The following is a 24,971-nucleotide window of genomic DNA, read 5'->3' on the forward strand; positions in this document are numbered from 1 at the left end:
TTAAGAAAATGAGTCAAAAAATTAGAATTAAATTAAAGTCTTACGATCATAACTTAGTAGATAAGTCTGCTGATAAGATTGTAAAAACCGTAAAAAGTACAGGTGCTGTTGTAACTGGTCCAATTCCATTACCAACACACAAGAAAATTTTCACTGTTTTACGTTCACCTCACGTTAACAAGAAGTCTAGAGAACAATTTCAATTAAGCTCTTACAAGAGATTATTAGATATTTACTCTTCATCTTCTAAAACCATTGATGCTTTAATGAAATTAGAGTTACCAAGTGGTGTTGAAGTAGAGATTAAGGTATAATTCGATTACAAGTTTAGACTTGTATAGATAAATATTAAAGGCATCAGGATAATTTTTTATCCTGATGTTTTTTTTTGAAATCTAAAATTAACATTGGTTTCATGAGGTTTTACGATGTTTTATAGGAATGATTCAAATATTCGATTTTGAACCAAAAAGTATTAATTATATGGTTATTACGTTTTTATACAGAATTAATTGAAAATCATTTTTTTAAACCGAAATAAAACTCTACATTTGCATGCTCAAAATATGGAGTTTTGCTTCATGTTTACATGTCCCACCAATGCGGTTGCGGGAAAAACGGTAAAAATACACTTCAAGGCTGAAACGTATTTTCAGCCTTAAATGTTTTTAATAAATAGTAAATCATTAATAAATAATTAAATATGTCTGGGTTAATTGGAAAGAAAATCGGTATGACCAGCATCTTCGATGAAAACGGGAAAAATATTCCTTGTACAGTAATCGAAGCTGGACCATGTATCGTTACCCAAGTCAGAACTGAAGAGGTTGACGGCTATGAAGCTATTCAACTTGGTTTCGATGACGCGACAGAAAAAAGCGCTACTAAAGCTGACTTAGGTCATGCTAAAAAAGCGGGTACTTCTGTGAAACGCAAAATCGTTGAATTCAAAAGTTTTGATTCGGAGTACAAATTAGGTGATGCAATCACTGTTGATCATTTCGCTGAAGGCGAATTTGTTGACGTAGCTGGTACATCAAAAGGTAAAGGATTTCAAGGTGTTGTAAAACGTCATGGTTTCGGTGGTGTAGGTCAAGCTACTCACGGTCAACATAACCGTTTAAGAGCGCCAGGGTCTATTGGAGCTGCATCTTACCCTGCTCGTGTTTTTAAAGGCATGAAAATGGCAGGTAGAATGGGTGGAGACACAGTTAAAGTTCAAAATTTAAAAGTTTTAAAAGTAGTTGCTGAAAAGAATCTACTTGTGGTTAAGGGATGTGTTCCTGGCCATAAAAACTCTTATGTAATTATTAGAAAATAATGAAAGTAGCAGTTTTAGATATAAACGGAAAAGACACAGGTAGAAAGGCAGACCTTTCTAGCGATGTGTTTGCTATTGAGCCTAATAATCACGCAGTATACTTGGATGTTAAACAATATTTAGCAAACCAACGTCAAGGAACTCACAAGGCTAAAGAAAGAGCTGAGATTTCTGGATCTACTCGTAAGATTAAAAAGCAAAAAGGGACTGGTACAGCTCGTGCAGGTTCTATTAAGTCTGGTGTATTCAAAGGTGGTGGTCGTATGTTCGGTCCAAGACCAAGAAATTACAGCTTTAAACTTAATAAAAACCTTAAAAGACTAGCTCGTAAATCAGCACTAAGTATTAAAGCAGGAGAGAAATCAATTGTAGTTTTAGAAGACTTTAATTTTGAGTCACCAAAAACTAAAAATTTCACAGCTGTTTTAAAAGCTCTTGATTTAGAGAACAAAAAGTCACTGTTTGTATTGGGTGAGGCTAATAAAAACGTATATTTGTCATCTCGTAATTTAAAAGGCTCTGAGGTAATAACTTCTTCAGAAATAAGCACTTATAAAATATTAAATGCAAATCAAGTGATCCTTTTAGAAGGCGCTTTAGAAGGAATTCAAACAAACTTAAGTAAATAGAAACAATGAGTATCTTAATTAAACCTATAATCACAGAAAAGGCGACAGCTAATAGCGAGTTGAGAAACTGCTATACGTTCTCAGTGAAGACTAAGGCGAACAAGGTAGAAATCAAAAAAGCGGTGGAAGCTGCTTATGGTGTTTCTGTTGAAAAAGTTCGTACTATAAATGTCCGTCCAGATCGTAGTACCAAGTTTACTAAAACTGGTATTCAACATGGTAAAACAAATGCTGTTAAAAAAGCAATTGTACAACTGGCGGAAGGTGAAATGATTGATTTATACAGTAACATGTAATTAAAGACAAATGTCAGTAAGAAAATTAAAACCAATCACCCCAGGACAGCGATTTAGAGTAGTAAATGGATATGATGCCATTACTACTGATAAGCCGGAAAAGAGTTTACTCGTTCCGAACAAAAGATCTGGTGGTAGAAACAGTGAAGGAAAAATGACTATGCGCTACATTGGTGGTGGTCATAAAAGAAAGTATCGTATTATCGATTTTAAAAGAGACAAAGCTGGGATTCCTGGTGAAGTTGCTTCAATTCAATACGATCCAAACAGAACAGCTTTTATTGCATTATTGAACTATCAAGATGGCGAGAAGAGATACATTATTGCACAAAATGGACTTCAGGTTGGGCAAAATGTAGTATCTGGTAAAGAAGGTATTGCTCCAGAAATTGGAAATGCAATGCCATTAAGTGAAATTCCATTAGGAACTATAATTTCTTGTTTAGAGTTACGTCCTGGTCAAGGTGCTGTTATGGCGCGTAGTGCAGGAGCTTTTGCTCAATTAATGGCAAGAGATGGTAAATTTGCTACGGTAAAATTACCTTCTGGTGAAACAAGGTTAATTCTTGTTAACTGTATGGCAACTATCGGTGTTGTATCTAACTCTGATCACCAATTATTAGTAGGTGGTAAAGCAGGTAGAACTAGATGGTTAGGTAGAAGACCACGTACTAGACCAGTAGTAATGAATCCAGTCGATCACCCAATGGGTGGTGGTGAAGGTAAATCTTCAGGTGGACATCCTCGTTCTAGAAATGGTATACCAGCTAAAGGTTACAGAACTCGTTCTAAGACTAAAGCAAGTAATAAATATATTGTAGAACGTAGAAAGAAATAAGACATGGCAAGATCACTAAAAAAAGGACCTTACGTTCATTATAAGTTAGAAAAGAAAGTAGCTGTTAATGTTGAGTCTAACAAGAAAACGGTTATCAAAACTTGGTCTAGAGCAAGTATGATAACTCCAGATTTCGTTGGGCAAACTATCGCAGTACACAATGGCCGTCAATTTGTTCCAGTATACGTTACTGAAAACATGGTAGGTCATAAATTAGGAGAATTTTCACCAACACGTTCATTCCGTGGACATGCAGGTGCTAAAAATAAAGGTAAAAAGTAGTAAGCTATGGGAAGTCGTAAAAAACAAATGGCAGACGCTATTAAGGAAGCAAAAAAACACGTTGCTTTTGCTAAACTTAATAACTGTCCTACATCACCGAGAAAAATGCGCTTAGTAGCCGATTTAGTAAGAGGCGAAAAGGTAGAACATGCACTTAATATTTTAAGATTCAACCAAAAGGAAGCTTCTGGACGTTTAGAGAAATTGTTACTGTCTGCAATTGCAAACTGGCAAGCTAAAAACGAAGAAGCTAATTTAGAAGAGGCTGAATTGATTGTAAAGGAAATAACTGTTGACAGCGGATCTATGTTAAAGAGATTACGTCCAGCACCTCAAGGTCGTGCACACAGAATTAGAAAACGTTCAAACCACGTAACAATCGTTGTTGGAGCAAAAAATAACACACAAAGCTAAGATAGAAGTATGGGACAAAAAACAAATCCAATCGGAAATCGCTTAGGTATTATCAGAGGATGGGAATCTAACTGGTACGGAGGTAATGATTATGGAGATAAGCTTGCCGAAGACGATAAAATTAGAAAATACGTTCACGCGCGTTTATCTAAAGCTAGTGTTAGTAGAGTAATTATCGAAAGAACTCTTAAACTTGTAACCGTTACTATCACAACGGCTCGCCCAGGTATCATCATTGGTAAAGGCGGTCAAGAGGTAGACAAGTTAAAAGAAGAACTTAAGAAAATTACTGAAAAAGAAGTTCAGATCAATATTTTTGAAATCAAAAGACCTGAACTTGATGCATTTTTAGTAGGATCAAGCATCGCTCGTCAAATTGAAAATAGAATTTCATACAGACGTGCAATTAAGATGGCTATTGCTGCTACTATGCGTATGAATGCTGAAGGGATTAAAATCCAAATTAGTGGTCGTTTAAACGGGGCAGAGATGGCACGTTCAGAACACTACAAAGAAGGACGTATTCCTTTATCAACCTTTAGAGCCGATATTGATTATGCTTTAGTTGAGGCACACACTACTTATGGTAGATTGGGTGTAAAAGTATGGATCATGAAAGGTGAAGTATATGGTAAAAGAGAACTTTCTCCGCTTGTTGGATTATCTAAGAAGCAAGGAAAAGGTGGAGCCGGAGGACGTGGCGGAAACAGAGACAACAAACCTCGTCGTAGAAAGTAATTTTTTATAAATAAAGAAAAATGTTACAGCCTAAAAGAACAAAATTTCGTAAGCAACAAAAGGGACGTATGAAAGGTAATGCCGGAAGAGGGCACCAACTTTCAAGTGGAACTTTTGGAATAAAATCGTTAGACTCGAATTTTTTAACATCACGTCAAATTGAAGCAGCACGTATCGCAGCTACACGTTACATGAAAAGAGAAGGGCAACTTTGGATAAAGATATTTCCAGACAAGCCTATTACAAAGAAACCTCTTGAAGTACGTATGGGTAAAGGTAAAGGTGCCGTTGAATATTGGGTAGCTGTTGTTAAGCCAGGAAGAGTATTATTTGAAATAGGTGGAGTGCCTTTAGACGTTGCAAAAGAAGCATTACGTTTAGCAGCACAGAAACTACCTGTAAAAACTAAGTTTTTAATCGCTAGAGATTACGAAGCATAATTTATTTGATATTATGAAACAATCAGAAATTAAAGAATTATCTGTAGCTGAGTTACAAGAGAAACTTGGTGAAACAAAAAAGAGTTATTCAGACCTAAAATTGGCTCATGCAATATCTCCTTTAGAAAATCCAATTCAATTACGTTCTATAAGAAGAGCTGTAGCTAGAATTGCGACCGAATTAACTAAAAGAGAATTACAATAATTCTGCTGAAAGATGGAAACAAGAAATTTAAGAAAAGAACGTATAGGAGTTGTTACTAGTAACAAAATGCAAAAATCAATAGTTGTTGCAGAAGTTAAAAAAGTAAAACATCCTATGTATGGAAAATTCGTATTAAAAACGAAAAAGTACGTAGCACACGACGAAACAAACGACTGTAATATTGGTGATAAAGTAAAGATCATGGAGACAAGACCTTTATCTAAATCTAAATGTTGGAGATTAGTAGAAATCCTAGAAAGAGCTAAATAATTATGTTACAACAAGAATCAAGATTAAAAGTAGCAGATAACACCGGAGCAAAAGAAGTTTTAGTTATCCGTGTTTTAGGAGGAACTAAAAGGAGATATGCTTCTGTAGGAGATAAAATAGTTGTTTCTGTTAAAGATGCAACTCCTAATGGAAACATTAAGAAAAAAGCAGTTTCTACGGCAGTTGTTGTGCGTACAAAGAAGGAAGTAAGAAGACCAGACGGATCTTATATAAGATTTGATGATAACGCATGTGTTTTATTAAACCCAACGGGTGAGATGAGAGGAACACGTGTTTTTGGTCCTGTTGCTAGAGAGCTTCGTGATAAATCATTCATGAAGATTGTATCATTAGCACCAGAGGTGCTTTAATACAGAAAATATTAAGATGGGAAAGCTTAAAATAAAAACTGGAGATACTGTAAGAGTAAATGCTGGAGATCACAAAGGATCTGAAGGTGTTGTTCAAAAAGTATTAATAGAAAAGAACAAAGCGATTGTTGAGGGTGTAAACATGGTTAAGAAACATACTAAACCAAGTGCACAAAATCCTCAAGGAGGAATCGTAGAAAAAGAAGCAGCTATTCATATTTCTAACTTATCTTTGCTAACTTCGAAAGGAGAAGCAACGAGAGTTGGTTACAGAGTAGAAGGCGATAAAAAAGTAAGATTTTCATTAAAATCTAATGAAGTAATATAGTTATGGCATATTCACCAAGACTTAAAGAAGAGTATAAAAGCAAAGTAATTGCAGCTCTTACAGACGAATTTGGATATAAAAATGTAATGCAAGTTCCTAAACTGACTAAGATAGTAATATCTAAAGGTGTAGGTGCTGCTGTTGCAGATAAGAAACTAATCGACTACGCAGTAGAAGAGTTAGGTACTATATCCGGACAAAAAGCTATTTCGACATTATCTAAAAAAGATGTTGCAACGTTCAAATTACGTAAAGGTATGCCAATTGGGGCAAAAGTTACTTTACGTGGAGAGCGTATGTACGAGTTTTTAGATCGTTTAGTTACTTCTGCACTTCCACGTGTTAGAGATTTCAACGGAATTAAGGCTACAGGATTTGATGGACGTGGTAATTACAATTTAGGAATTACTGAACAAATTATTTTTCCAGAGATAAATATTGATAAAGTTAATAAAATCTCGGGAATGGATATTACATTTGTAACGACTGCCGAAACTGATAAAGAAGCAAAATCATTATTAACCGAATTAGGATTACCTTTTCAAAAGAACTAAGATATGGCTAAAGAATCAATGAAAGCCCGTGAGGTAAAAAGATCAAAGACAGTAGCAAAGTATGCTGAGAAACGTAAGGCTTTAAAAGAAGCTGGAGATTACCAAGCATTACAAAAGTTACCTAAAAATGCATCTCCTATTCGTCAACATAATAGATGTAAATTAACAGGTAGACCAAAAGGATACATGAGGACTTTTGGTTTATCACGTGTAACATTTAGAGAGATGGCCAATCAAGGTCTTATCCCAGGTGTAAGAAAAGCTAGTTGGTAATATTATTTAAATAATCGGATTTAAGGTTCAACACCAACGTTGAAAACCAAAATCACAAAATCAATTCATTATGTACTCAGATCCAATTGCGGATTATTTGACAAGAATTAGAAACGCGGTGCGTGCTAACCACAGAGTGGTAGAGATTCCAGCATCTAATTTAAAAAAAGACATCACTAAAATATTATTCGAACAAGGATATATTTTAAGTTACAAGTTCGATGACTCTTCTGTACAAGGTTCTATTAAAATAGCACTTAAGTACAACAAAGAGACAAAAGAGCCAGTAATCAAAAAACTTCAACGTATTAGTACTCCTGGTTTACGTAAGTATGCTAGTTCTAATGATATGCCTAGAATCTTAAATGGACTTGGTGTTGCTATTGTTTCTACTTCTCACGGAGTAATGACAGGTAAACAGGCCAAAAGAGATAATGTAGGTGGCGAAGTATTATGTTACGTTCACTAATTTTTAAACCAGAAAGAAATGTCAAGAATAGGAAATAATCCAGTAGCCATTCCAGAAGGTGTAACAGTTGACGTTAAAGATAACGTAGTAACTGTAAAAGGGAAATTAGGTGAATTAACACAAAATTACGATTCTGTCGAAATTAAGGTAGAAGATGGTAATGTGATGGTAGCACGTTCTTCAGATTCTAAAGATCAAAAAGCCAAACATGGTTTATATAGATCTTTAATGAATAACATGGTAGAAGGTGTATCTAAAGGTTGGACTAAAGAATTAGAATTAGTTGGTGTAGGTTACAGAGCATCAAACCAAGGACAAAAATTAGACTTAGCTTTAGGATTTTCTCATAATATTGTTTTAAACATTGCTGAAGAAGTAAGAGTTGAAACAGTTTCAGAAAAAGGGAAAAACCCAATTATAAAATTAACATCATTCGATAAACAATTAGTTGGTCAAGTAGCTGCTAAGATACGCGGATTTAGACCACCAGAGCCTTATAAAGGAAAAGGTGTGAAGTTTGTTGGTGAAGTATTAAGAAGAAAAGCTGGTAAATCAGCATAATAATTTAGTTATGGCATTGACAAAGAACGAAAGACGACTAAGAATAAAAAACAGAATTCGCAAGGTAGTTTCTGGAACAGAAGCTAGACCTAGATTAGCTGTTTATAGAAGTAATAAAGAAATTTATGCTCAGGTAGTTGATGATGTAAACGGTAAAACGTTAGCATCTTCTTCTTCTAGAGATAAAGACATAAGTGCTGCAAAAGGTAATAAATCTGAAATCGCTGAACTAGTTGGTAAGGCATTAGGAGAAAAAGCTTTAAAAGCGGGTGTTGAAACTATTGCTTTTGATAGAGGTGGATATTTATACCACGGAAGAATTAAATCATTAGCTGATGGCGCTAGAGCCGCAGGACTTAAATTTTAAGAAATTATGTTCAAAAAATATAAAAGCGCAGAATTAGTAAAACCAGGTGGATTAGATCTTAAGGATCGTTTAGTTGGTGTGCAAAGGGTTACTAAAGTAACTAAAGGTGGTAGAGCATTTGGTTTCTCGGCAATTGTTGTGGTTGGTGATGAAGCTGGTGTTGTAGGACAAGGTTTAGGTAAATCTAAAGATGTTGCTAGTGCAATTGCAAAAGCTGTCGAAGATGCTAAGAAAAACCTTGTTAGAATTCCTATCATTAAAGGAACTTTACCTCACGAACAAAAAGGTAAATTTGGTGGAGCAAGAGTAAATATTATTCCTGCTGCTCCTGGTACAGGTGTAATTGCTGGTGGTGCTGTACGTACAGTATTAGAGGCCGTTGGTATTCACGATGTATTATCTAAATCTCAAGGATCTTCAAACCCTCATAACGTAGTAAAAGCAACTTTTGATGCTTTATTACAATTAAGAGATGCGAATGCCATTGCAAGAGATAGAGGTATTTCACTTCAACAAGTTTTTAACGCTTAATAACGACAGAGATGGCAAAAATTAAAGTAACAAAGGTTAAAAGCGCAATCAATCGTACGCTAAGACAAAAAAGAACTTTAGAAGCTCTTGGTCTTAAAAAGATTGGTCAGGTAAAAGAGCATGAGGCTACACCAAATATTCTTGGTATGGTTGCTAAAGTTTCACATTTAGTTTCTGTTGAAGAAACAAAATAATATAACTGAAAATGGATTTAAGTAATTTAAAACCTGCAGAAGGTTCAGTAAAAAATCAAGGAAAAAGAATAGGTCGTGGACAAGGTTCTGGTAAAGGTGGGACTGCTACACGTGGTCACAAAGGTGCTAAGTCTCGTTCTGGATATTCTAAGAAATTAGGTTTTGAAGGTGGTCAAATGCCTCTTCAAAGACGTGTTCCTAAGTTTGGTTTTACAAATATTAACCGTATTGAACACCAAGGTATCAATTTAGATACTTTGCAACAATTGGTTGATGACAAGAAAATTGAAGGTACAGTTGATTTTGAAACATTATTCACAAACCGTTTAGTAGATAAGAACGATTTAGTTAAGATCTTAGGACGTGGAGAATTAAAAGCAAAATTAAAAGTAACTGCTCATAAGTTTACTGCTTCAGCAAAAGCTGCTATTGAAGCTGCTGGAGGAGAAGCTGTAACTTTATAAGACTTATTTTAAGTATGAAATTTATAGAATCGTTAAAAAATGTTTGGAAAATAGAGGAACTAAGAAACAGAATTCTTATTACATTAAGTCTGTTATTGGTTTATCGTTTTGGAGCTCAAATAGTTTTACCTGGAATTGATGCTACGCTATTAGGTAGTTTAGCTGATAAGACAGATAGTGGAATATTAGGGATTCTTAATGCCTTTACTGGTGGTGCTTTTGCTAATGCTTCGGTATTTGCTTTAGGTATCATGCCTTACATTTCGGCTTCTATTGTTGTTCAGTTAATGGGGATTGCAATTCCTTATTTGCAAAAGCTTCAAAAAGAAGGCGCAAGTGGTCAAAAGAAAATCACTCAAATTACGCGTTGGTTAACAATTGCAATTTGTTTGTTACAAGCTCCTGGATATTTAGCTAGTTTACCAGCTTTAGGTATTCCTGAAAGCGCATTCTTACTAGGGCAAGGTCCATTATTTTATTTTTCATCTGTATCAATTCTAGTTACTGGTTGTATATTCGCTATGTGGTTAGGAGAGAAAATTACAGATAAAGGTATTGGTAATGGTATATCTCTTTTAATAATGGTTGGTATTATCGCAAGATTACCACAAGTTTTTTTACAAAATGCAGCTACTAGATTAGAAGGGAATAACGTAATGCTTATTCTTTTTGAATTAGTAATTTGGTTTGTAATAATCCTTGGTTCTATTATGTTGGTTATGGGAGTTAGAAAAATTGCCGTACAATATGCTAGAAGAACAGCAACAGGAGGTTATGAAAAAGCTGCTATGGCTGGATCAAGACAATACATTCCGTTAAAGCTTAATGCATCTGGTGTAATGCCAATTATATTTGCACAGGCTATAATGTTTGTTCCTAGTTTAATAGGTGGTTCTTCATTCTTAAAAGAAACTGCAACCGGAATATGGATGCAAACTAATTATTCTGATATATTCGGTTTTTGGTACAATGTTACATTTGCTTTATTAATAATTGTTTTTACATATTTTTATACTGCAATTACGGTTCCAACAAACAAGATGGCAGACGATTTAAAACGTAGCGGTGGATTTATTCCAGGTATACGACCAGGGTCTGAAACATCTGAATACTTAGATAAAATAATGTCTCAAATTACCTTACCGGGTTCTATATTTTTAGCACTTTTAGCTGTATTCCCAGCCTTTATTGTTAAGCTTATGGGAGTTCAACAAGGTTGGGCTTTATTTTTCGGAGGAACATCATTATTAATTATGGTGGGTGTTGCGATTGATACTATGCAACAAATAAATTCTTATTTGTTAAATAGACATTATGATGGTTTGATGAAGACAGGTAAAAATAGAAAAGCAGTAGCTTAATATATACTATGGCAAAACAAGCAGCAATAGAGCAAGACGGAACAATTATTGAAGCATTATCTAATGCGATGTTCCGAGTGGAATTAGAAAACGGTCACATTGTGACAGCACACATCTCTGGTAAAATGCGTATGCATTACATTAAGTTATTACCAGGTGATAAAGTGAAATTAGAAATGAGTCCTTATGATTTAACTAAGGCTCGAATAACTTATAGATACTAATACGAATACGATGAAAGTAAGAGCATCAGTTAAAAAGAGAAGTGCAGATTGCAAGATCGTGCGCAGAAAAGGCAGACTTTACGTGATAAACAAAAAGAATCCTAGATTTAAACAAAGACAAGGGTAATTATGGCAAGAATTGCAGGTGTAGACATACCGAAAAACAAAAGAGGAGTAATTTCCTTAACTTATATCTACGGAGTAGGTAGAAGTAGATCAAAAGAGATTTTAGCTGAAGCTAAAGTTGATGAAAGTATTAAAGTTCAAGATTGGAATGATGACCAAATAGCAGCCATTCGTGATGCTGTTGGTACATTTACAATTGAAGGTGAATTACGTTCTGAAACTCAATTAAACATTAAGCGATTAATGGATATTGGATGTTACAGAGGTATTCGTCATAGATCTGGTCTTCCATTAAGAGGACAACGTACTAAGAACAACTCTAGAACCAGAAAAGGTAGAAGAAAAACTGTTGCTAACAAGAAAAAGGCAACTAAATAATAATTAGTCTTTGGTATTTAGACGTTGGAAGGAATCTGTTTGAAATTATAATAGTTTAGGATTCTAGCGACTATCACTAAAACTAAAAGCTAAAAGAAAATGGCAAAAACAAGCACAAAAAAACGTAAAGTTATTGTTGATGCAGTTGGAGAAGCACACGTTACAGCTTCTTTCAATAACATCATTATTTCACTTACCAACAAAAAAGGAGACGTAATTTCTTGGTCTTCTGCTGGTAAAATGGGATTTAGAGGGTCGAAAAAAAACACACCTTATGCAGCTCAATTAGCTGCTGAAGATGCTGCGGGAGTAGCAACTGAAGCTGGCTTAAAGAAAGTAAAGGTTTATGTTAAAGGACCAGGAAATGGTAGAGAATCTGCTATTCGTTCTATTCATAATGCAGGTATTGAAGTAACAGAAATTATTGATGTTACACCATTACCACATAATGGATGTCGTCCTCCGAAAAGAAGAAGAGTTTAATCACGTTTTAAATAGCGTGCTTTAGATGAAGCAAGTATAGAAAAATTAATATCACCTCGTATGTAGGTGGTATTAATTTTTTGTGTAAATTTGCAAACTGAAATTATTAACAAGTATCAATACGGGAGATCAACGATTATCGAAGGATAAGATTAAGACCTTAATTCATAATCACTCTTAAAATCAATTTATTATGGCAAGATATACTGGTCCTAAAACTAAAATAGCTCGTAAATTTGGCGAGGCAATTTTTGGAGAAGATAAATCTTTTGAAAAAAGAAACTATCCTCCAGGACAACACGGAAACGCTAGACGTCGTGGAAAAAAATCTGAATACGCAATCCAGTTAATGGAAAAACAAAAAGCTAAATATACTTATGGTATTTTAGAGCGTCAATTTAGAGGTTTATTTAAGAAAGCAAGAGCTGCTCAAGGTATTACAGGTGAAGTTTTATTACAACTTTGCGAGTCTAGATTAGACAACGTGGTATTTAGAATGGGAATTGCTCCAACAAGAAGTGGTGCTAGACAATTAGTATCTCACAGACACATTACAGTTAATGGTGAATTGGTAAACATACCTTCTTACTCATTAAAAGCTGGAGATGTTGTTGCTGTTAGAGAAAAATCTAAATCACTTGAAGCGATTGATAGATCTCTTTCAAACTCAAGTCAAGTATTCGAATGGATTACTTGGAATACTGCTACTATGCAAGGTACTTACGTTTCTGTTCCTGCTAGAATTCAGATTCCAGAAAACATCAATGAGCAATTCATCGTCGAATTATACTCTAAATAATAATTAATTATATTGGTATTTGGCCAAAGGATTTATTAGTCTTCTTCATACTTTTAAATCGCGCAACTAAGTAACAATTAAAACGAAGAACAATATGGCAGTATTTAATTTTCAGAAACCTGACAAAGTAATCATGATTGATTCTACTGATTTCGAAGGTAAATTCGAATTCAGACCATTAGAACCAGGTTACGGTCTAACAGTAGGTAATGCACTAAGAAGAGTTTTATTATCTTCTTTAGAAGGTTTTGCTATCACATCTGTTAGAATAGAAGGTGTAGATCATGAGTTTTCAGCAATTGCTGGAGTAGTGGAAGATGTAACAGAAATCATCTTAAACTTAAAACAAGCTCGTTTTAAAAGACAAATTGAAGATATTGATAACGAGTCTATCTCTATTTCAATTTCTGGTCAAGATAAAATTACAGCTGGTGATTTTCAGAAGTTTATTTCTGGTTTTCAAGTATTAAATACAGAGTTAGTTATCTGTAACTTAGATCCAAAAGTTAATTTTAATATGGAAATTACAATTGAAAAAGGTAGAGGATATGTTCCTGCTGAAGAAAATAAGAAAGCTTCTGCACCAATTGGAACTATTTTTACTGATTCAATTTACACACCAATAAAGAATGTTAAGTATAGTATTGAAAACTATCGTGTTGAGCAAAAGACTGATTATGAAAAATTAGTTTTCGAAATCATTACCGATGGATCAATTACTCCACAAGACGCTTTAACGGAAGGCGCTAAAACATTAATTCACCACTTCATGTTATTCTCTGATGAGCGTATCACATTAGAAGCTGATGAAATTGCACAAACTGAAACTTATGATGAAGAATCTCTTCATATGCGTCAGTTACTTAAAACTAAGTTAATCGATATGGATTTATCGGTACGTGCTCTTAATTGTTTAAAAGCTGCTGAAGTAGATACTTTAGGTGATTTAGTATCTTTCAATAAAAATGACTTAATGAAATTCAGAAACTTCGGTAAGAAGTCTTTAACTGAGCTTGAAGAGCTTGTAAATGTTAAAGGTTTAAACTTCGGAATGGACTTAAGCAAATATAAATTAGATAAAGATTAATTAATCATATTTTGCTCCTCGATGTCGAGTTTAGTAGCAAGATGATAACACAAATGTCATGAGACACGGAAAAAAAATAAACCACTTAGGTAGAAAAACTGCCCACAGAAAATCAATGTTAGCTAATATGGCTTGTTCTTTAATAGAGCATAAACGTATTAACACAACGGTTGCAAAAGCAAAAGCTTTAAAGCAATTTGTTGAACCAATGATTACTAAGTCTAAAGAAGATACAACACATAACAGACGTATTGTGATGGCTCGTTTAAGACAAAAGGATGCTGTAGCAGAATTATTTAGAGATGTTGCTGCGAAAATCGGTGATAGACCAGGTGGATATACAAGAATTATCAAACTTGGAAATCGTTTAGGTGATAATGCTGATATGGCAATGATAGAACTTGTTGATTACAACGAGATTTACAACGCTGATAAAGCTAAGAAGAAAACAACAAGAAGAAGTAGAAGAGGTGGTTCTAAGCCAGAAGCTGCTCCTGTTGAGACTAAAGCATCAAACGAAGAAGAATAAATGTTAATAAGCATTTAATATATTAAGGATAAACTATTTTAGTTTATCCTTTTTTTTGCGCAAATTTGTAAAACTTTTGTTCCTTATGTAAGGAATTTTATCTCAACTATATGAAATATCAAAAAAGACAAAAAGCCATCATCTTATTAGCCGATGGTACCATTTTTTACGGTAAAGCAGTAGCAAACAAGCAAGGCACTGCATTTGGAGAAGTATGTTTTAATACTGGAATGACCGGTTATCAAGAAATTTTTACCGATCCATCGTATTACGGTCAATTAATGGTTGCCACCAATGCACATATTGGTAATTATGGTACTAATGACAATGAAGTGGAGTCCGATTCTATTAAAATAGCAGGACTTATTGTTAAAAACTTTAGTTATGAGTATTCAAGAGAAGACTCTGATGGTTCGTTAGAAGAGTTTTTAGAGAAGAATAATCTATTAGCTATTTCTGATGTTGACACACGTGCTTTAGTAAGTTATATTCGTGACAACGGAGCTATGAATGCTGTTATTTCTACCGAAGTGGATAATGTTGAAGGTTTAAAGAAGCAATTGGCAGAGCAGCCTAATATGGAGGGTTTAGAGTTAGCTTCTAAAGTATCAACAAAAGAACCTTATTTCTTCGGAGATGAAAATGCAACTTATAAAGTAGCTGCCTTGGATATTGGTATCAAAAAGAATATTCTTAGAAATATAGCTAAGAGAGATGCTTACATAAAAGTGTTTCCTTACAATGCTAAGTTTGAAGAATTGGAAGCCTTTAACCCTGATGGTTATTTCTTGTCTAATGGACCTGGTGATCCAGAACCATTAGTAGAAGCTCAAGAAGTAGCTAAAGAAATTATAAAAAGAGACTTACCTTTATTTGGTATTTGTCTTGGACACCAAGTCATTGCTTTGGCAAACGGAGTATCTACATATAAAATGCATAATGGACATAGAGGGATTAACCATCCTGTAAAGAATATTAAAACAGGTAAAGGAGAAGTAACCTCTCAAAATCATGGTTTTGCTGTTAATAGAGAAGAGGCTGAAGCAAATGCCGATTTAGAAATTACACACTTACATTTAAATGATGATACAGTAGCTGGTTTGGCAATGAAAAATAAAAACTGTTTTTCTGTACAATACCATCCTGAAGCAAGTCCTGGACCACACGATTCAGATTATCTTTTCGATCAGTTTATCGAAAATATTAAGAATAAATAATTTTAAGAAACCTCAAATAGTCAACCGATTATTTGGGGTTTTCTTTTACTAAAACGTTGTAGATATGTTTTTACAAATTTCTTCTAAAACATATAAAAAATAACAAGATTTAACCGTAAATTTGAAATAATTAAAAGATTAAAATAAACAAACTTATGAGCATAATAATTAATATTCACGCTAGACAAATTTTAGATTCTAGAGGAAATCCTACTGTTGAAGTAGATGTTGTAACAGAAAATGATGTTTTAGGAAGAGCTGCTGTACCATCAGGAGCGTCCACAGGAGAACATGAAGCTGTTGAGTTAAGAGATGGTGGTGATGCTTACATGGGAAAGGGTGTTTTAAAAGCCGTTGACAATGTAAATTCTATTATTGCTCAAGAATTATTAGGTGTTTCTGTATTTGAACAAAATCTAATCGATAAGATTATGATTGAGTTAGACGGAACTCCAAACAAATCTAAATTAGGAGCCAATGCCATTTTAGGTGTGTCTTTAGCAGTAGCTAAAGCTGCAGCTGGAGAGCTAGGTTTACCATTATACCGTTACGTAGGTGGTGTTTCTGCTAATACGTTACCATTGCCAATGATGAACATTATTAACGGTGGTTCTCATAGTGATGCTCCAATTGCATTTCAAGAATTTATGATTATGCCTGTAAAAGCTAAAAACTTTACACACGCTATGCAAATGGGAACGGAAATTTTCCATAACCTTAAAAAAGTATTACATGACAGAGGTTTAAGTACTGCTGTTGGTGATGAAGGTGGTTTTGCTCCAAACTTAGCAGGTGGAACAGAAGATGCTTTAGAAACTATTGCAAAAGCTGTTGAAAACGCTGGTTACAAATATGGTGAAGAAGTAAAAATCGCTTTAGATTGTGCTTCTGCAGAATTTTTTGAAAATGGTGTTTACGATTATAAAAAATTCGAAGGTGATTCAGGAGTTGTAAGAACTTCTAAAGAACAAGCAGAATATTTAGCTGAATTAGTATCTAAATATCCAATTATCTCTATAGAAGATGGTATGGATGAAAACGATTGGGAAGGTTGGAAATACTTAACTGAATTAGTTGGTGATAAAGTTCAATTAGTTGGTGATGATTTATTTGTAACTAACGTAGAGCGTTTATCTCGTGGTATAAAAGAAGGTATTGCAAATTCAATTTTAATTAAAGTAAACCAAATTGGAACTTTAACCGAAACTATTGCAGCTGTAAATATGGCACACAATGCTGGTTACACTTCTGTAATGTCTCACCGTTCTGGTGAAACTGAAGATAACACTATTGCAGATTTAGCAGTAGCATTAAACACAGGACAAATTAAAACAGGATCTGCGTCTCGTAGTGATCGTATGGCTAAATACAACCAATTACTTCGTATTGAAGAAGAGTTAGGTGAAGTAGCTTATTTTCCTCAAGAAAATGCATTCAAAATAAAGTAAACTTCATTTTAAGTTTATGAGTAAAAAGCGATTATTTTTTAATAATCGCTTTTTTATTTCCTATACATGTTAATAATTCTTAAATCGACGAAATCGTTTGCGATATTCTCAAATAAATAAATAGATATTTCGTAAATTAGCGCAACTTAAATTAAAACTTTTTAAAAAAATTATGTCAGATAAAGCTATACTAGAAATAAACGGCAAAAAACACGAGTTCCCGTTAATAACAGGAACAGAAAATGAAGTAGCCATGGATATTAAAACGCTTAGAAGCGTTACTGGTGGTGTAACAACAATAGACCCAGGTTATAAAAATACAGGATCGTGTGAAAGTGCCATTACATTTTTAGATGGTGAAAAAGGTATTTTAAGATATAGAGGGTATTCTATTGAAGAGTTAGCTGAAAAAGCAGACTTCTTAGAAGTTGCATTTCTTTTAATCTTTGGAGAGCTTCCAAACAAAGTTCAACTTGATAAGTTTCATGATGATATCAAGAAAAACTCTATAGTTGACGAGGATGTTCATAAAATTTTAGATGCATTCCCTAAATCAGCACACCCAATGGGAGTGTTATCATCTTTAACAAGTGCGTTAACAGCTTTTAATCCAAGTTGTGTTAATGTAGATTCTGAAGAAGATATGTACCAATCTGTAGTACGTCTTTTAGGTAAATTCCCTGTGTTAGTAGCATGGACAATGCGTAAAAAGAGTGGATTACCACTTGATTATGGAGATAAAAACTTAGGTTATGTTGAAAACATCTTAAAAATGATGTTTAAAGAGCCTAACGAGGAGTATACTCAAAGTAAAATTTTAGTAAATGCCTTAGATAAATTATTAATTTTACATGCAGATCACGAACAAAACTGTTCTACATCTACAGTAAGAATTGTAGGTTCATCTCACGCCGGATTGTTCGCTTCTATTTCTGCTGGTATTTCTGCACTTTGGGGTCCACTTCACGGAGGTGCTAACCAAGCTGTTTTAGAAATGCTTGAAGGTATTAAAGCTGATGGTGGAGATACTAAAAAGTATATGGCAAAAGCTAAAGACAAGGAAGATCCTTTCCGTTTAATGGGCTTTGGTCACCGTGTTTATAAAAACTTCGATCCACGTGCAAAAATAATTAAAGTTGCTGCCGATGAAGTATTAGGAGATTTAGGTGTAGAAGATCCTATTTTAGATATTGCAAAAGGTCTTGAAAAAGAAGCTTTAGAAGATCCGTATTTCGTTGATAGAAAATTATACCCGAACGTAGATTTCTATTCAGGAATTATATACAGAGGTATGGGAATTCCAACAGATATGTTTACAGTAATGTTTGCATTAGGTCGTTTACCAGGTTGGATCGCACAATGGCGTGAAATGCGTTTAAAGAAAGAACCAATTGGTCGTCCAAGACAATTATATGTAGGTGAAACTTTAAGAGGTTTTAAACCTTTAGAGGAAAGATAAAATAGTCTTTTATAAAATAAAGAAAGGTCTATAACTTAATTGTTATAGACCTTTTTTATATTTACAACATGATAAAACTTAATGTTAAAAACGAAACATCTAAACTTCGCGCTGTTATTTTAGGAATAGCTAAAAGTAATGGTCCTGTGCCGGCTGTAGAAGATTGTTATGATCCCAAAAGTGTGGAGCATGTATTATCTGGTACTTACCCAAAAGAAGCTGATATGATTGCTGAAATGGATGCCGTTTTAGCGGTTTTTAAAAAGTATGATGTAAAAGTTTATCGACCAGAAGTTATTGAAAATTGTAATCAAATATTCTCTAGAGATATTGCTTTTGTAATTGAAGATAAAATAATAAGAGCTAATATTTTACCAGATAGAGAAGAAGAGGTAGAAGCTATTCAATATATCTGCGATCAAATAGATATAAGTAATAGAATTATTCTGCCAGAAGATTGCCATGTTGAAGGTGGTGATGTCATGCCGTGGAACGATTATATTTTTATTGGTACGTACTCTGGAGAAGATTATCCAGATCTAATTACAGCGCGCACCAATATGGATGCTGTTATTGCCATACAGGAATTGTTTCCAGAAAAAACAGTAAAATCTTTTGAGCTTAGAAAATCAAATACTAATGCCAAAGAAAACGCTCTGCATTTAGATTGTTGTTTTCAACCGATAGGAAAAGGAAAAGCTATCATTCATAAAAATGGTTTTTTAGTTGAAAAAGAATATCAATGGTTAGTAGATTTCTTCGGAAAGGATAATGTTTTTGAAATCACTAAAGATGAAATGTATCAAATGAATAGTAATGTGTTTTCAATTTCCGAAGATGTTATTATTTCAGAAAAAAACTTCACACGTTTAAATACTTGGTTAAGGTCTGAAGGCTTCACTGTTGAAGAAGTACCTTATGCCGAAATAAGTAAACAAGAAGGCTTGTTGCGCTGTACAACTATGCCTTTAATTAGAGATTAAATTTTCAACTATACAATTATAATACTTTTGTAATACAACCGTAATACGTTATGCAACAAACAACAAATACAATTTTAATGATTCGTCCGGTTAATTTTAGGATGAATGAGCAAACGGCCGTAAATAATTATTACCAAAAGGATTTAGAAAATACTTTACCTAAAACAGTTAATGCAAAAGCTCAGCAGGAATTCGATATTTACGTTGATAAATTAAGAAACATTGGGGTAAACGTAATTGTGGTTAATGATACCGAGGATACCGATACGCCAGACTCTATTTTTCCTAATAATTGGGTGTCATTTCACGAAAACGGGAATGTTGGATTATATCCTATGTTTGCCGAAAACCGTCGTGTAGAGCGTCGTGAAGATATTTTGGAAACTCTCGAAGAAAATGGATTTGTAATAAATAACGTTATAGATTATACAACAGCGGAAGATGAAGATATTTTTTTAGAAGGAACTGGAAGTGTAATTTTAGATCGTGTAAATCGTAAGGCTTATTGTGCGTTATCTCCAAGAGCCGATGAAGATTTATTTATAGAATTCTGCGAAGACTTTGAATTTTTTCCTGTTATTTTTAATGCGAATCAAACTGTTGAAGGAAATAGGAAAGCTATTTATCATACAAATGTAATGATGTGTGTTGGTGAAACTTTTGCGGTAATTTGTTTAAGCAGTATTGATGATAAAAAGGAACGCAAAAATGTGTTAAAGCATTTAAAAGAAGACGGAAAAACTATTATCGATATCTCAGAAGATCAGGTTAATAATTTTGCGGGCAATATGCTTCAGGTAAAAGGAAGTGGTGATACCTCGTACTTAATAATGAGTCAGTCGGCTTATGATAGCTTAACAAAACAACAAATAAATACTATAGAACAACACACTAAAATACTATCGAGTTCTTTGAGTACTATTGAATTTTGTGGTGGTGGTAGCGCTCGCTGCATGATGGCCGAAGTATTTCTACCAAAAGCTTAGTTTTATTCTTCTGGTTTCGATTTGGGTAATTGAATGTAAAATGTTGTACCCACGTTCACCATGCTTTCTACCCAAATTTTACCGTTGTTCAGTTCAACTAGTTCTTTACAAATAGGTAAGCCTAAGCCTGTGCCTTTTTCATTATTTGTACCAGAGGTTGTAAATGGTGTGCTTTTAAAGAGTTTATTAATATTTTCTTCAGGAATTCCAATACCAGTATCGGCAATACTCACAATACAACTTCCATTATTTATATGGTTAGTAATACTAATAACATCACCTTTTTTACAGAATTTAAGCGCATTGGCTAATAGATTTTGTATTACTATTTCAAACATGCTTCTATCCGCGAAAGCGAAATCACGAAGCGAATTGTTCATTAAAGTAATGCCCTTTTTCTCCATTCTTTGTTCAATAAGTTGCACTTTGTCTTTAAAGACTTCCTGAACATCAAATAGGGTTGGCTTAGGCTCTAAAGATTGCATTTGAGACTTAGACCAGTTTAATAGATTAAAAAGGAGCAGTGATGCGTTGTTTGCATTTTCACTTAACTCAGGGATTAAGGCGTCGAACTCTTCTTTTGTTAAAGAACCATCTTTTAGTAAATTGATAAAACCAGTTATAGATGATAGCGAATCTTTTAAATCGTGAGAGATAATTGAGAACAATTTATCTTTTACATTTATTACATTTTCAAGGTTTTGTGTTTCTTCTAATAAAGCAGCGTTTTCTAATTCAATTAAAGTGTTTTTTTCTTCTAACTCTGCTGTTCTTTTAGTTTTTTTACTTCCTTTAATATAAAGGAATATTAAAATCAAAATGGCAATACAAAGTGCGAATACTAAGAAATACACATAGAAATTATAGTGATTAAATTTTAATCGACTACCTGAAGCGCTTTCATCAACATCTTTGTTGTCTTGTGCTAAGTTTGAAGACGTTAATGTATCATTAACCTGAGTAGCAAAGTTTATTGTAGTTGGACTCGTTACAGGAGCTTGCACGACTTCAACAGGAACGTTTAAGTCTGCCTTTAATTCATAATATTTACCTTGCCAAATAAAAGCGTTATAGAAATTCCGTTGTGTGGAATCTACGGCCTTCATTAACTTGTATTGTTTAAGTAACTCCTGTTTATTGTTTAAGTTTTTTGCAATTTCTCCAGCTTCAAGAAGTTGATTTTTAGCAGTCTTTAATCGGTTTTTCTGCAAGTTTAAATCACCAAGATTGTTTAATACGGTAAGTAAATTGCGCTTGTTATTACTTGCACGGTTTAAGTTGTACCCTTTGATTAGGTAATTTGTTGCCTTATCATAGTTTTTAATAGCTAAATATTCACCACCTAATTTAGGGTATATTGACGCTCTTAATGTATCTGAATATTCATTTAGACTCAGTAACTTTTCAAAATAAAATATAGATTTTTTATGTTCTTCCTTTTTAAAATAAAGATCAGAAAGTCTTTGATAAGTACTGTTTACGCCGCTAGAGTCTTTTAATTGTTCCTGTAGTGCTAAAGCTTTTATGTTGTAAGTTATAGCGAGATCTTGTGCGTTTGTGTGGTAATAGCTTTCGGCTAAAGTATTGTATGCTACGCTAAGCTCTTCTTGTAAATCACTATGCTCAAGTGTTTTTGTTGCCGCTAAAGCATGTTCTATACCTTTAGTGAAGTTACCACGGTTACTTTCTAATGTGCCAATACTGTTGTGCACTTTAGCAACAGCAATAGTATCTCGCTGTTCTACAAATAAATTTTTCGCTTTCGCAAAGCCACTTATGGCATTGATGTAGTCGTTCTTTTCTGCATAATACAATGCTTTGTAAAATGTAGTTTCGGCAATACCTTTTTGGTAGTTGAAAGAATAGGATAGTTTTTCACTAGCCTGAACATATTTCATACCTCTATCATACTCTTTTAGAGCATAAAGCGATTTAATTAAATGTAAATAGGGAACAACCTTAGTCGAGTCTTGTTTTTGAAAAGCAAGTTCAATAAACAGACTATCTATTTCTTTGGTTTGCGAGAAACCAAGAAACATAGTAAAAAATAGAAAAGCCGTGATTATTTTCCTCATAAAAACGTCACAATCACTTTTAAGCTAAACTATAAAACAACCGTGTAGTATTGAGAGCGGTTATCGTTGTTTTGGCTACTAGAGAACTGTTGGTTAGGTATTATAAAAATTAATTTATTTTTTGTTGTAATAGCATTACGTTGCTAATTTTATAAAAACCATGTTTATAATCTAATTTTTAGGGCTTATTGCCAATATATTAGATGAAATACGACTTAAGTTTTTTCGAATATTCGACGAATAGTTAAAAAGCCATAAATACTGATGAAATACAATTTATATGACTAATTATTTTAGAGCCCTTTTCTTAGTAATCCCTTTAAAAACATAGGGTTATGCTTACAAATAATCTTTCTTTTTTCGTGTCAAACATCTCGTTTTTACTTTTGTATATTAAGACAAGTTTTTACAATTAGGCATAAATAAAAATTTTATCTTTGCGGACTTAAAGTTACAAGACATGAATCTTCAAGAAACCTTATCAAATCAAGTAAAACAAGCTGTTTTATCTTCATATAAAGTAGAATTAGAAACTGTAGAATTTCAGGCAACAAGAAAAGAATTTGCTGGAGATATTACGGTAGTTGTTTTTCCTATGTTACGCGTTGTAAAAGGAAATCCAGTTCAAATTGGCGAAACTATCGGGAATTATTTGGTCGATAATGTTAGCATTGTAAAGGCTTTTAATGTTGTTAAGGGTTTTTTAAATATTGAAATTAGCGATTCGTATTTTATAGATTTCTTTAATGGAGTAAAAGAAGCATCGGCATATGGTTTGGTAGCTCCAACGGCAGGAGAGAAGGCAGTTATGGTTGAGTATTCTTCACCTAACACGAATAAACCATTACACCTTGGCCATGTTAGAAATAACCTTTTAGGTTACAGTGTAGCCGAAATTTTAAAAGCTTCGGGAAAAAAAGTATATAAAACTCAAATTATAAATGATCGTGGTATACATATTTGTAAAAGTATGTTGGCTTGGCAGAAGTTTGGCGAAGGTGAAACGCCGGAATCTACAGGATTAAAAGGTGATAAATTGGTTGGGAACTATTATGTAAAATTCGACCAAGAGTATAAAAAAGAAATTCAAGACTTAATTAGCAAAGGAAGCTCTGAAGAAGAAGCTAAGAAGAACGCACCTATTTTATTGGAAGCTCAAAGTATGCTTTTAAAATGGGAAGCTGGCGATGATGAAGTGGTTAAGCTTTGGAAGGAAATGAATAGCTGGGTTTACGATGGTTTTAATGTTACTTACAAGAATTTGGGAGTAGATTTTGATACCTTATATTACGAAAGCAATACCTATTTATTAGGAAAGGAATTTGTTGAGGAAGGATTAAAATCTGGCGTATTTGTTAAAGAAGAAGATGGATCGGTTTGGTGTGATTTAACAGAAGACGGGCTAGATAAGAAAATTGTACAACGATCGGACGGTACTGCTGTTTACATGACCCAAGATATTGGTACAGCTATACAACGTATTAAAGATTTTCCTGATGTTGGCGGTATGGTTTACACCGTAGGAAACGAGCAAGATTATCACTTTAAAGTGTTGTTTTTAATTCTGAAGAAATTAGGATTCGACTGGGCAAAGAATTTATATCATTTAAGTTATGGTATGGTAGATTTACCTAGCGGAAAAATGAAAAGTCGTGAAGGAACTGTTGTTGATGCCGATGATTTGGTTGAAGAAATGGCTAAAACGGCTGGAGAAATCTCTGAAGAATTAGGAAAACTTGACGGTTACTCTGATGAAGAGAAGCAAGAACTTTATAAAACAATTGGTTTAGGCGCATTAAAATATCATATTTTAAAAGTTGATCCTAAAAAACGTATTCTTTTTGATCCTAAAGAATCTATCGATTTCCAAGGAAACACAGGGCCTTTTATTCAATATACTTATGCTCGAATTCAATCTATTTTAAGAAAAGCAGAATTAGAAAATTCAGATTTGAAAAACACGGATTTACATCCAAAAGAAAAAGAATTAATAAAGCAACTTCAATTATTTCCAGAAGTTATACAAAGTGCGGCCGAACAACACAGTCCTGCTTTAATTGCTAATTATACTTACGATTTGGTTAAGGAGTTTAATTCATTCTATCAAAATGTATCTATTTTAGGTGCAGATAACGAGGTTGAAAAACAATTGAGAGTACAACTATCAAACACGGTTGCAAACACTATAAAAAATGCTTTTTCACTATTAGGGATTCAAGTTCCAGAACGCATGTAGAATCAAGATTTGAGAAGATATATTATAGATTAAAA

At 33.7% G+C, this 24,971-nt stretch carries 36 protein-coding genes; 35 read left to right on the top strand and 1 reads right to left on the bottom strand.

What is annotated here, in order from left to right:
- The first annotated feature begins 8 nt into the window (after window positions 1-8).
- The 34 genes from rpsJ (at window position 9) to ctlX (ending at window position 20,625) form a co-directional block, all read left to right on the top strand.
- Window positions 9-314: a 30S ribosomal protein S10 gene (rpsJ, locus tag V6246_RS16095; protein ID WP_007650482.1), complete on the top strand. Its 306-nt coding sequence runs from the start codon at window positions 9-11 to the stop codon at window positions 312-314.
- Window positions 315-703: 389 nt separating this feature from the next.
- Window positions 704-1,321, top strand: coding sequence for a 50S ribosomal protein L3 (rplC, locus tag V6246_RS16100; protein ID WP_042499120.1), 618 nt, complete (start codon window positions 704-706; stop codon window positions 1,319-1,321).
- The gene (gene rplD / locus V6246_RS16105) at window positions 1,321-1,950 is read left to right on the top strand and encodes a 50S ribosomal protein L4 (protein ID WP_042499122.1); all 630 of its coding nucleotides are present in this window, start codon (window positions 1,321-1,323) and stop codon (window positions 1,948-1,950) included. Before rplC ends, rplD begins: the two co-directional genes overlap by 1 nt.
- A gap of 5 nt (window positions 1,951-1,955) precedes the next feature.
- Window positions 1,956-2,246: a 50S ribosomal protein L23 gene (gene rplW / locus V6246_RS16110; RefSeq protein WP_042499124.1), complete on the top strand. Its 291-nt coding sequence runs from the start codon at window positions 1,956-1,958 to the stop codon at window positions 2,244-2,246.
- 10 nt (window positions 2,247-2,256) lie between these two features.
- The gene (gene rplB / locus V6246_RS16115; protein WP_042505216.1) at window positions 2,257-3,084 is read left to right on the top strand and encodes a 50S ribosomal protein L2; all 828 of its coding nucleotides are present in this window, start codon (window positions 2,257-2,259) and stop codon (window positions 3,082-3,084) included.
- A 3-nt stretch (window positions 3,085-3,087) separates the two neighbouring features.
- Complete coding sequence (gene rpsS, locus V6246_RS16120; RefSeq protein WP_042499126.1) at window positions 3,088-3,366, top strand: 30S ribosomal protein S19; 279 nt, start codon at window positions 3,088-3,090, stop codon at window positions 3,364-3,366.
- A 6-nt stretch (window positions 3,367-3,372) separates the two neighbouring features.
- Window positions 3,373-3,780 carry a 50S ribosomal protein L22 gene (gene rplV / locus V6246_RS16125; RefSeq protein WP_159019319.1) on the top strand — a complete coding sequence of 136 codons (408 nt, stop codon included), beginning with the start codon at window positions 3,373-3,375 and terminating at the stop codon, window positions 3,778-3,780.
- A 9-nt stretch (window positions 3,781-3,789) separates the two neighbouring features.
- Window positions 3,790-4,518 (top strand): 30S ribosomal protein S3, encoded by a 729-nt coding sequence (gene rpsC, locus V6246_RS16130; protein ID WP_042499130.1) that lies wholly within the window; start codon window positions 3,790-3,792, stop codon window positions 4,516-4,518.
- A 20-nt stretch (window positions 4,519-4,538) separates the two neighbouring features.
- Complete coding sequence (gene rplP / locus V6246_RS16135) at window positions 4,539-4,958, top strand: 50S ribosomal protein L16 (RefSeq protein WP_042499131.1); 420 nt, start codon at window positions 4,539-4,541, stop codon at window positions 4,956-4,958.
- Window positions 4,959-4,971: 13 nt separating this feature from the next.
- Window positions 4,972-5,163 (top strand): 50S ribosomal protein L29, encoded by a 192-nt coding sequence (gene rpmC / locus V6246_RS16140; protein WP_159019320.1) that lies wholly within the window; start codon window positions 4,972-4,974, stop codon window positions 5,161-5,163.
- A 12-nt stretch (window positions 5,164-5,175) separates the two neighbouring features.
- Window positions 5,176-5,433 (top strand): 30S ribosomal protein S17, encoded by a 258-nt coding sequence (gene rpsQ, locus V6246_RS16145; protein ID WP_034043311.1) that lies wholly within the window; start codon window positions 5,176-5,178, stop codon window positions 5,431-5,433.
- Window positions 5,434-5,435: 2 nt separating this feature from the next.
- A complete protein-coding gene (rplN, locus tag V6246_RS16150) occupies window positions 5,436-5,804 on the top strand; it encodes a 50S ribosomal protein L14 (protein ID WP_042499135.1) in 369 nt (122 codons plus the stop codon).
- A gap of 16 nt (window positions 5,805-5,820) precedes the next feature.
- On the top strand, window positions 5,821-6,132 hold the full coding sequence (gene rplX, locus V6246_RS16155; protein WP_341561544.1) for a 50S ribosomal protein L24: 312 nt from the start codon (window positions 5,821-5,823) through the stop codon (window positions 6,130-6,132).
- Between the two features lie 2 nt (window positions 6,133-6,134).
- Window positions 6,135-6,686, top strand: coding sequence for a 50S ribosomal protein L5 (gene rplE / locus V6246_RS16160; RefSeq protein ID WP_159019322.1), 552 nt, complete (start codon window positions 6,135-6,137; stop codon window positions 6,684-6,686).
- Between the two features lie 3 nt (window positions 6,687-6,689).
- Window positions 6,690-6,959, top strand: a complete 270-nt coding sequence (gene rpsN / locus V6246_RS16165; protein WP_159019323.1) for a 30S ribosomal protein S14 — start codon at window positions 6,690-6,692, stop codon at window positions 6,957-6,959.
- A gap of 70 nt (window positions 6,960-7,029) precedes the next feature.
- Window positions 7,030-7,428 carry a 30S ribosomal protein S8 gene (gene rpsH, locus V6246_RS16170; RefSeq protein ID WP_042499143.1) on the top strand — a complete coding sequence of 133 codons (399 nt, stop codon included), beginning with the start codon at window positions 7,030-7,032 and terminating at the stop codon, window positions 7,426-7,428.
- Between the two features lie 18 nt (window positions 7,429-7,446).
- Complete coding sequence (rplF, locus tag V6246_RS16175; protein WP_341561545.1) at window positions 7,447-7,989, top strand: 50S ribosomal protein L6; 543 nt, start codon at window positions 7,447-7,449, stop codon at window positions 7,987-7,989.
- A gap of 10 nt (window positions 7,990-7,999) precedes the next feature.
- Window positions 8,000-8,356, top strand: coding sequence for a 50S ribosomal protein L18 (gene rplR, locus V6246_RS16180; RefSeq protein ID WP_159019325.1), 357 nt, complete (start codon window positions 8,000-8,002; stop codon window positions 8,354-8,356).
- Between the two features lie 6 nt (window positions 8,357-8,362).
- Complete coding sequence (gene rpsE / locus V6246_RS16185) at window positions 8,363-8,887, top strand: 30S ribosomal protein S5 (RefSeq protein WP_042499149.1); 525 nt, start codon at window positions 8,363-8,365, stop codon at window positions 8,885-8,887.
- A gap of 11 nt (window positions 8,888-8,898) precedes the next feature.
- On the top strand, window positions 8,899-9,081 hold the full coding sequence (gene rpmD / locus V6246_RS16190; RefSeq protein ID WP_042499151.1) for a 50S ribosomal protein L30: 183 nt from the start codon (window positions 8,899-8,901) through the stop codon (window positions 9,079-9,081).
- 11 nt (window positions 9,082-9,092) lie between these two features.
- Window positions 9,093-9,545: a 50S ribosomal protein L15 gene (rplO, locus tag V6246_RS16195; RefSeq protein WP_042499153.1), complete on the top strand. Its 453-nt coding sequence runs from the start codon at window positions 9,093-9,095 to the stop codon at window positions 9,543-9,545.
- 14 nt (window positions 9,546-9,559) lie between these two features.
- Complete coding sequence (gene secY, locus V6246_RS16200; protein WP_074938996.1) at window positions 9,560-10,906, top strand: preprotein translocase subunit SecY; 1,347 nt, start codon at window positions 9,560-9,562, stop codon at window positions 10,904-10,906.
- Between the two features lie 8 nt (window positions 10,907-10,914).
- A complete protein-coding gene (gene infA, locus V6246_RS16205) occupies window positions 10,915-11,130 on the top strand; it encodes a translation initiation factor IF-1 (protein ID WP_007094967.1) in 216 nt (71 codons plus the stop codon).
- Window positions 11,131-11,140: 10 nt separating this feature from the next.
- On the top strand, window positions 11,141-11,257 hold the full coding sequence (gene ykgO, locus V6246_RS16210; protein ID WP_013305171.1) for a type B 50S ribosomal protein L36: 117 nt from the start codon (window positions 11,141-11,143) through the stop codon (window positions 11,255-11,257).
- A gap of 2 nt (window positions 11,258-11,259) precedes the next feature.
- Window positions 11,260-11,634: a 30S ribosomal protein S13 gene (gene rpsM / locus V6246_RS16215; RefSeq protein ID WP_042499155.1), complete on the top strand. Its 375-nt coding sequence runs from the start codon at window positions 11,260-11,262 to the stop codon at window positions 11,632-11,634.
- Window positions 11,635-11,733: 99 nt separating this feature from the next.
- Window positions 11,734-12,117: a 30S ribosomal protein S11 gene (gene rpsK, locus V6246_RS16220; RefSeq protein ID WP_042499157.1), complete on the top strand. Its 384-nt coding sequence runs from the start codon at window positions 11,734-11,736 to the stop codon at window positions 12,115-12,117.
- 193 nt (window positions 12,118-12,310) lie between these two features.
- Entirely contained in the window at window positions 12,311-12,916 is a 606-nt protein-coding gene (rpsD, locus tag V6246_RS16225; protein ID WP_159019326.1) for a 30S ribosomal protein S4, read from the top strand.
- 94 nt (window positions 12,917-13,010) lie between these two features.
- Window positions 13,011-14,003: a DNA-directed RNA polymerase subunit alpha gene (locus V6246_RS16230; RefSeq protein WP_042505212.1), complete on the top strand. Its 993-nt coding sequence runs from the start codon at window positions 13,011-13,013 to the stop codon at window positions 14,001-14,003.
- Window positions 14,004-14,061: 58 nt separating this feature from the next.
- Window positions 14,062-14,532: a 50S ribosomal protein L17 gene (gene rplQ / locus V6246_RS16235; RefSeq protein WP_341561546.1), complete on the top strand. Its 471-nt coding sequence runs from the start codon at window positions 14,062-14,064 to the stop codon at window positions 14,530-14,532.
- Window positions 14,533-14,642: 110 nt separating this feature from the next.
- Window positions 14,643-15,749, top strand: coding sequence for a glutamine-hydrolyzing carbamoyl-phosphate synthase small subunit (gene carA / locus V6246_RS16240; protein WP_341561547.1), 1,107 nt, complete (start codon window positions 14,643-14,645; stop codon window positions 15,747-15,749).
- 155 nt (window positions 15,750-15,904) lie between these two features.
- Window positions 15,905-17,197 carry a phosphopyruvate hydratase gene (eno, locus tag V6246_RS16245; protein WP_159019329.1) on the top strand — a complete coding sequence of 431 codons (1,293 nt, stop codon included), beginning with the start codon at window positions 15,905-15,907 and terminating at the stop codon, window positions 17,195-17,197.
- A 172-nt stretch (window positions 17,198-17,369) separates the two neighbouring features.
- On the top strand, window positions 17,370-18,656 hold the full coding sequence (locus V6246_RS16250; protein ID WP_341561548.1) for a citrate synthase: 1,287 nt from the start codon (window positions 17,370-17,372) through the stop codon (window positions 18,654-18,656).
- Between the two features lie 68 nt (window positions 18,657-18,724).
- Entirely contained in the window at window positions 18,725-19,639 is a 915-nt protein-coding gene (locus V6246_RS16255) for a dimethylarginine dimethylaminohydrolase family protein (protein ID WP_341561549.1), read from the top strand.
- A gap of 50 nt (window positions 19,640-19,689) precedes the next feature.
- Window positions 19,690-20,625: a citrulline utilization hydrolase CtlX gene (gene ctlX / locus V6246_RS16260; RefSeq protein ID WP_341561550.1), complete on the top strand. Its 936-nt coding sequence runs from the start codon at window positions 19,690-19,692 to the stop codon at window positions 20,623-20,625.
- Between the two features lie 2 nt (window positions 20,626-20,627).
- Here ctlX and V6246_RS16265 read toward each other — a convergent pair whose 3' ends face one another.
- Entirely contained in the window at window positions 20,628-22,700 is a 2,073-nt protein-coding gene (locus V6246_RS16265) for a tetratricopeptide repeat-containing sensor histidine kinase (RefSeq protein ID WP_341561551.1), read from the bottom strand.
- 460 nt (window positions 22,701-23,160) lie between these two features.
- Between V6246_RS16265 and argS the strand changes: the two genes are divergently transcribed.
- Window positions 23,161-24,936, top strand: coding sequence for an arginine--tRNA ligase (gene argS / locus V6246_RS16270; RefSeq protein WP_341561552.1), 1,776 nt, complete (start codon window positions 23,161-23,163; stop codon window positions 24,934-24,936).
- Window positions 24,937-24,971: the final 35 nt, after the last annotated feature.

The organism is Algibacter sp. TI.3.09, assembly GCF_038154905.1.
In the GTDB taxonomy this organism is placed as follows: domain Bacteria; phylum Bacteroidota; class Bacteroidia; order Flavobacteriales; family Flavobacteriaceae; genus Algibacter.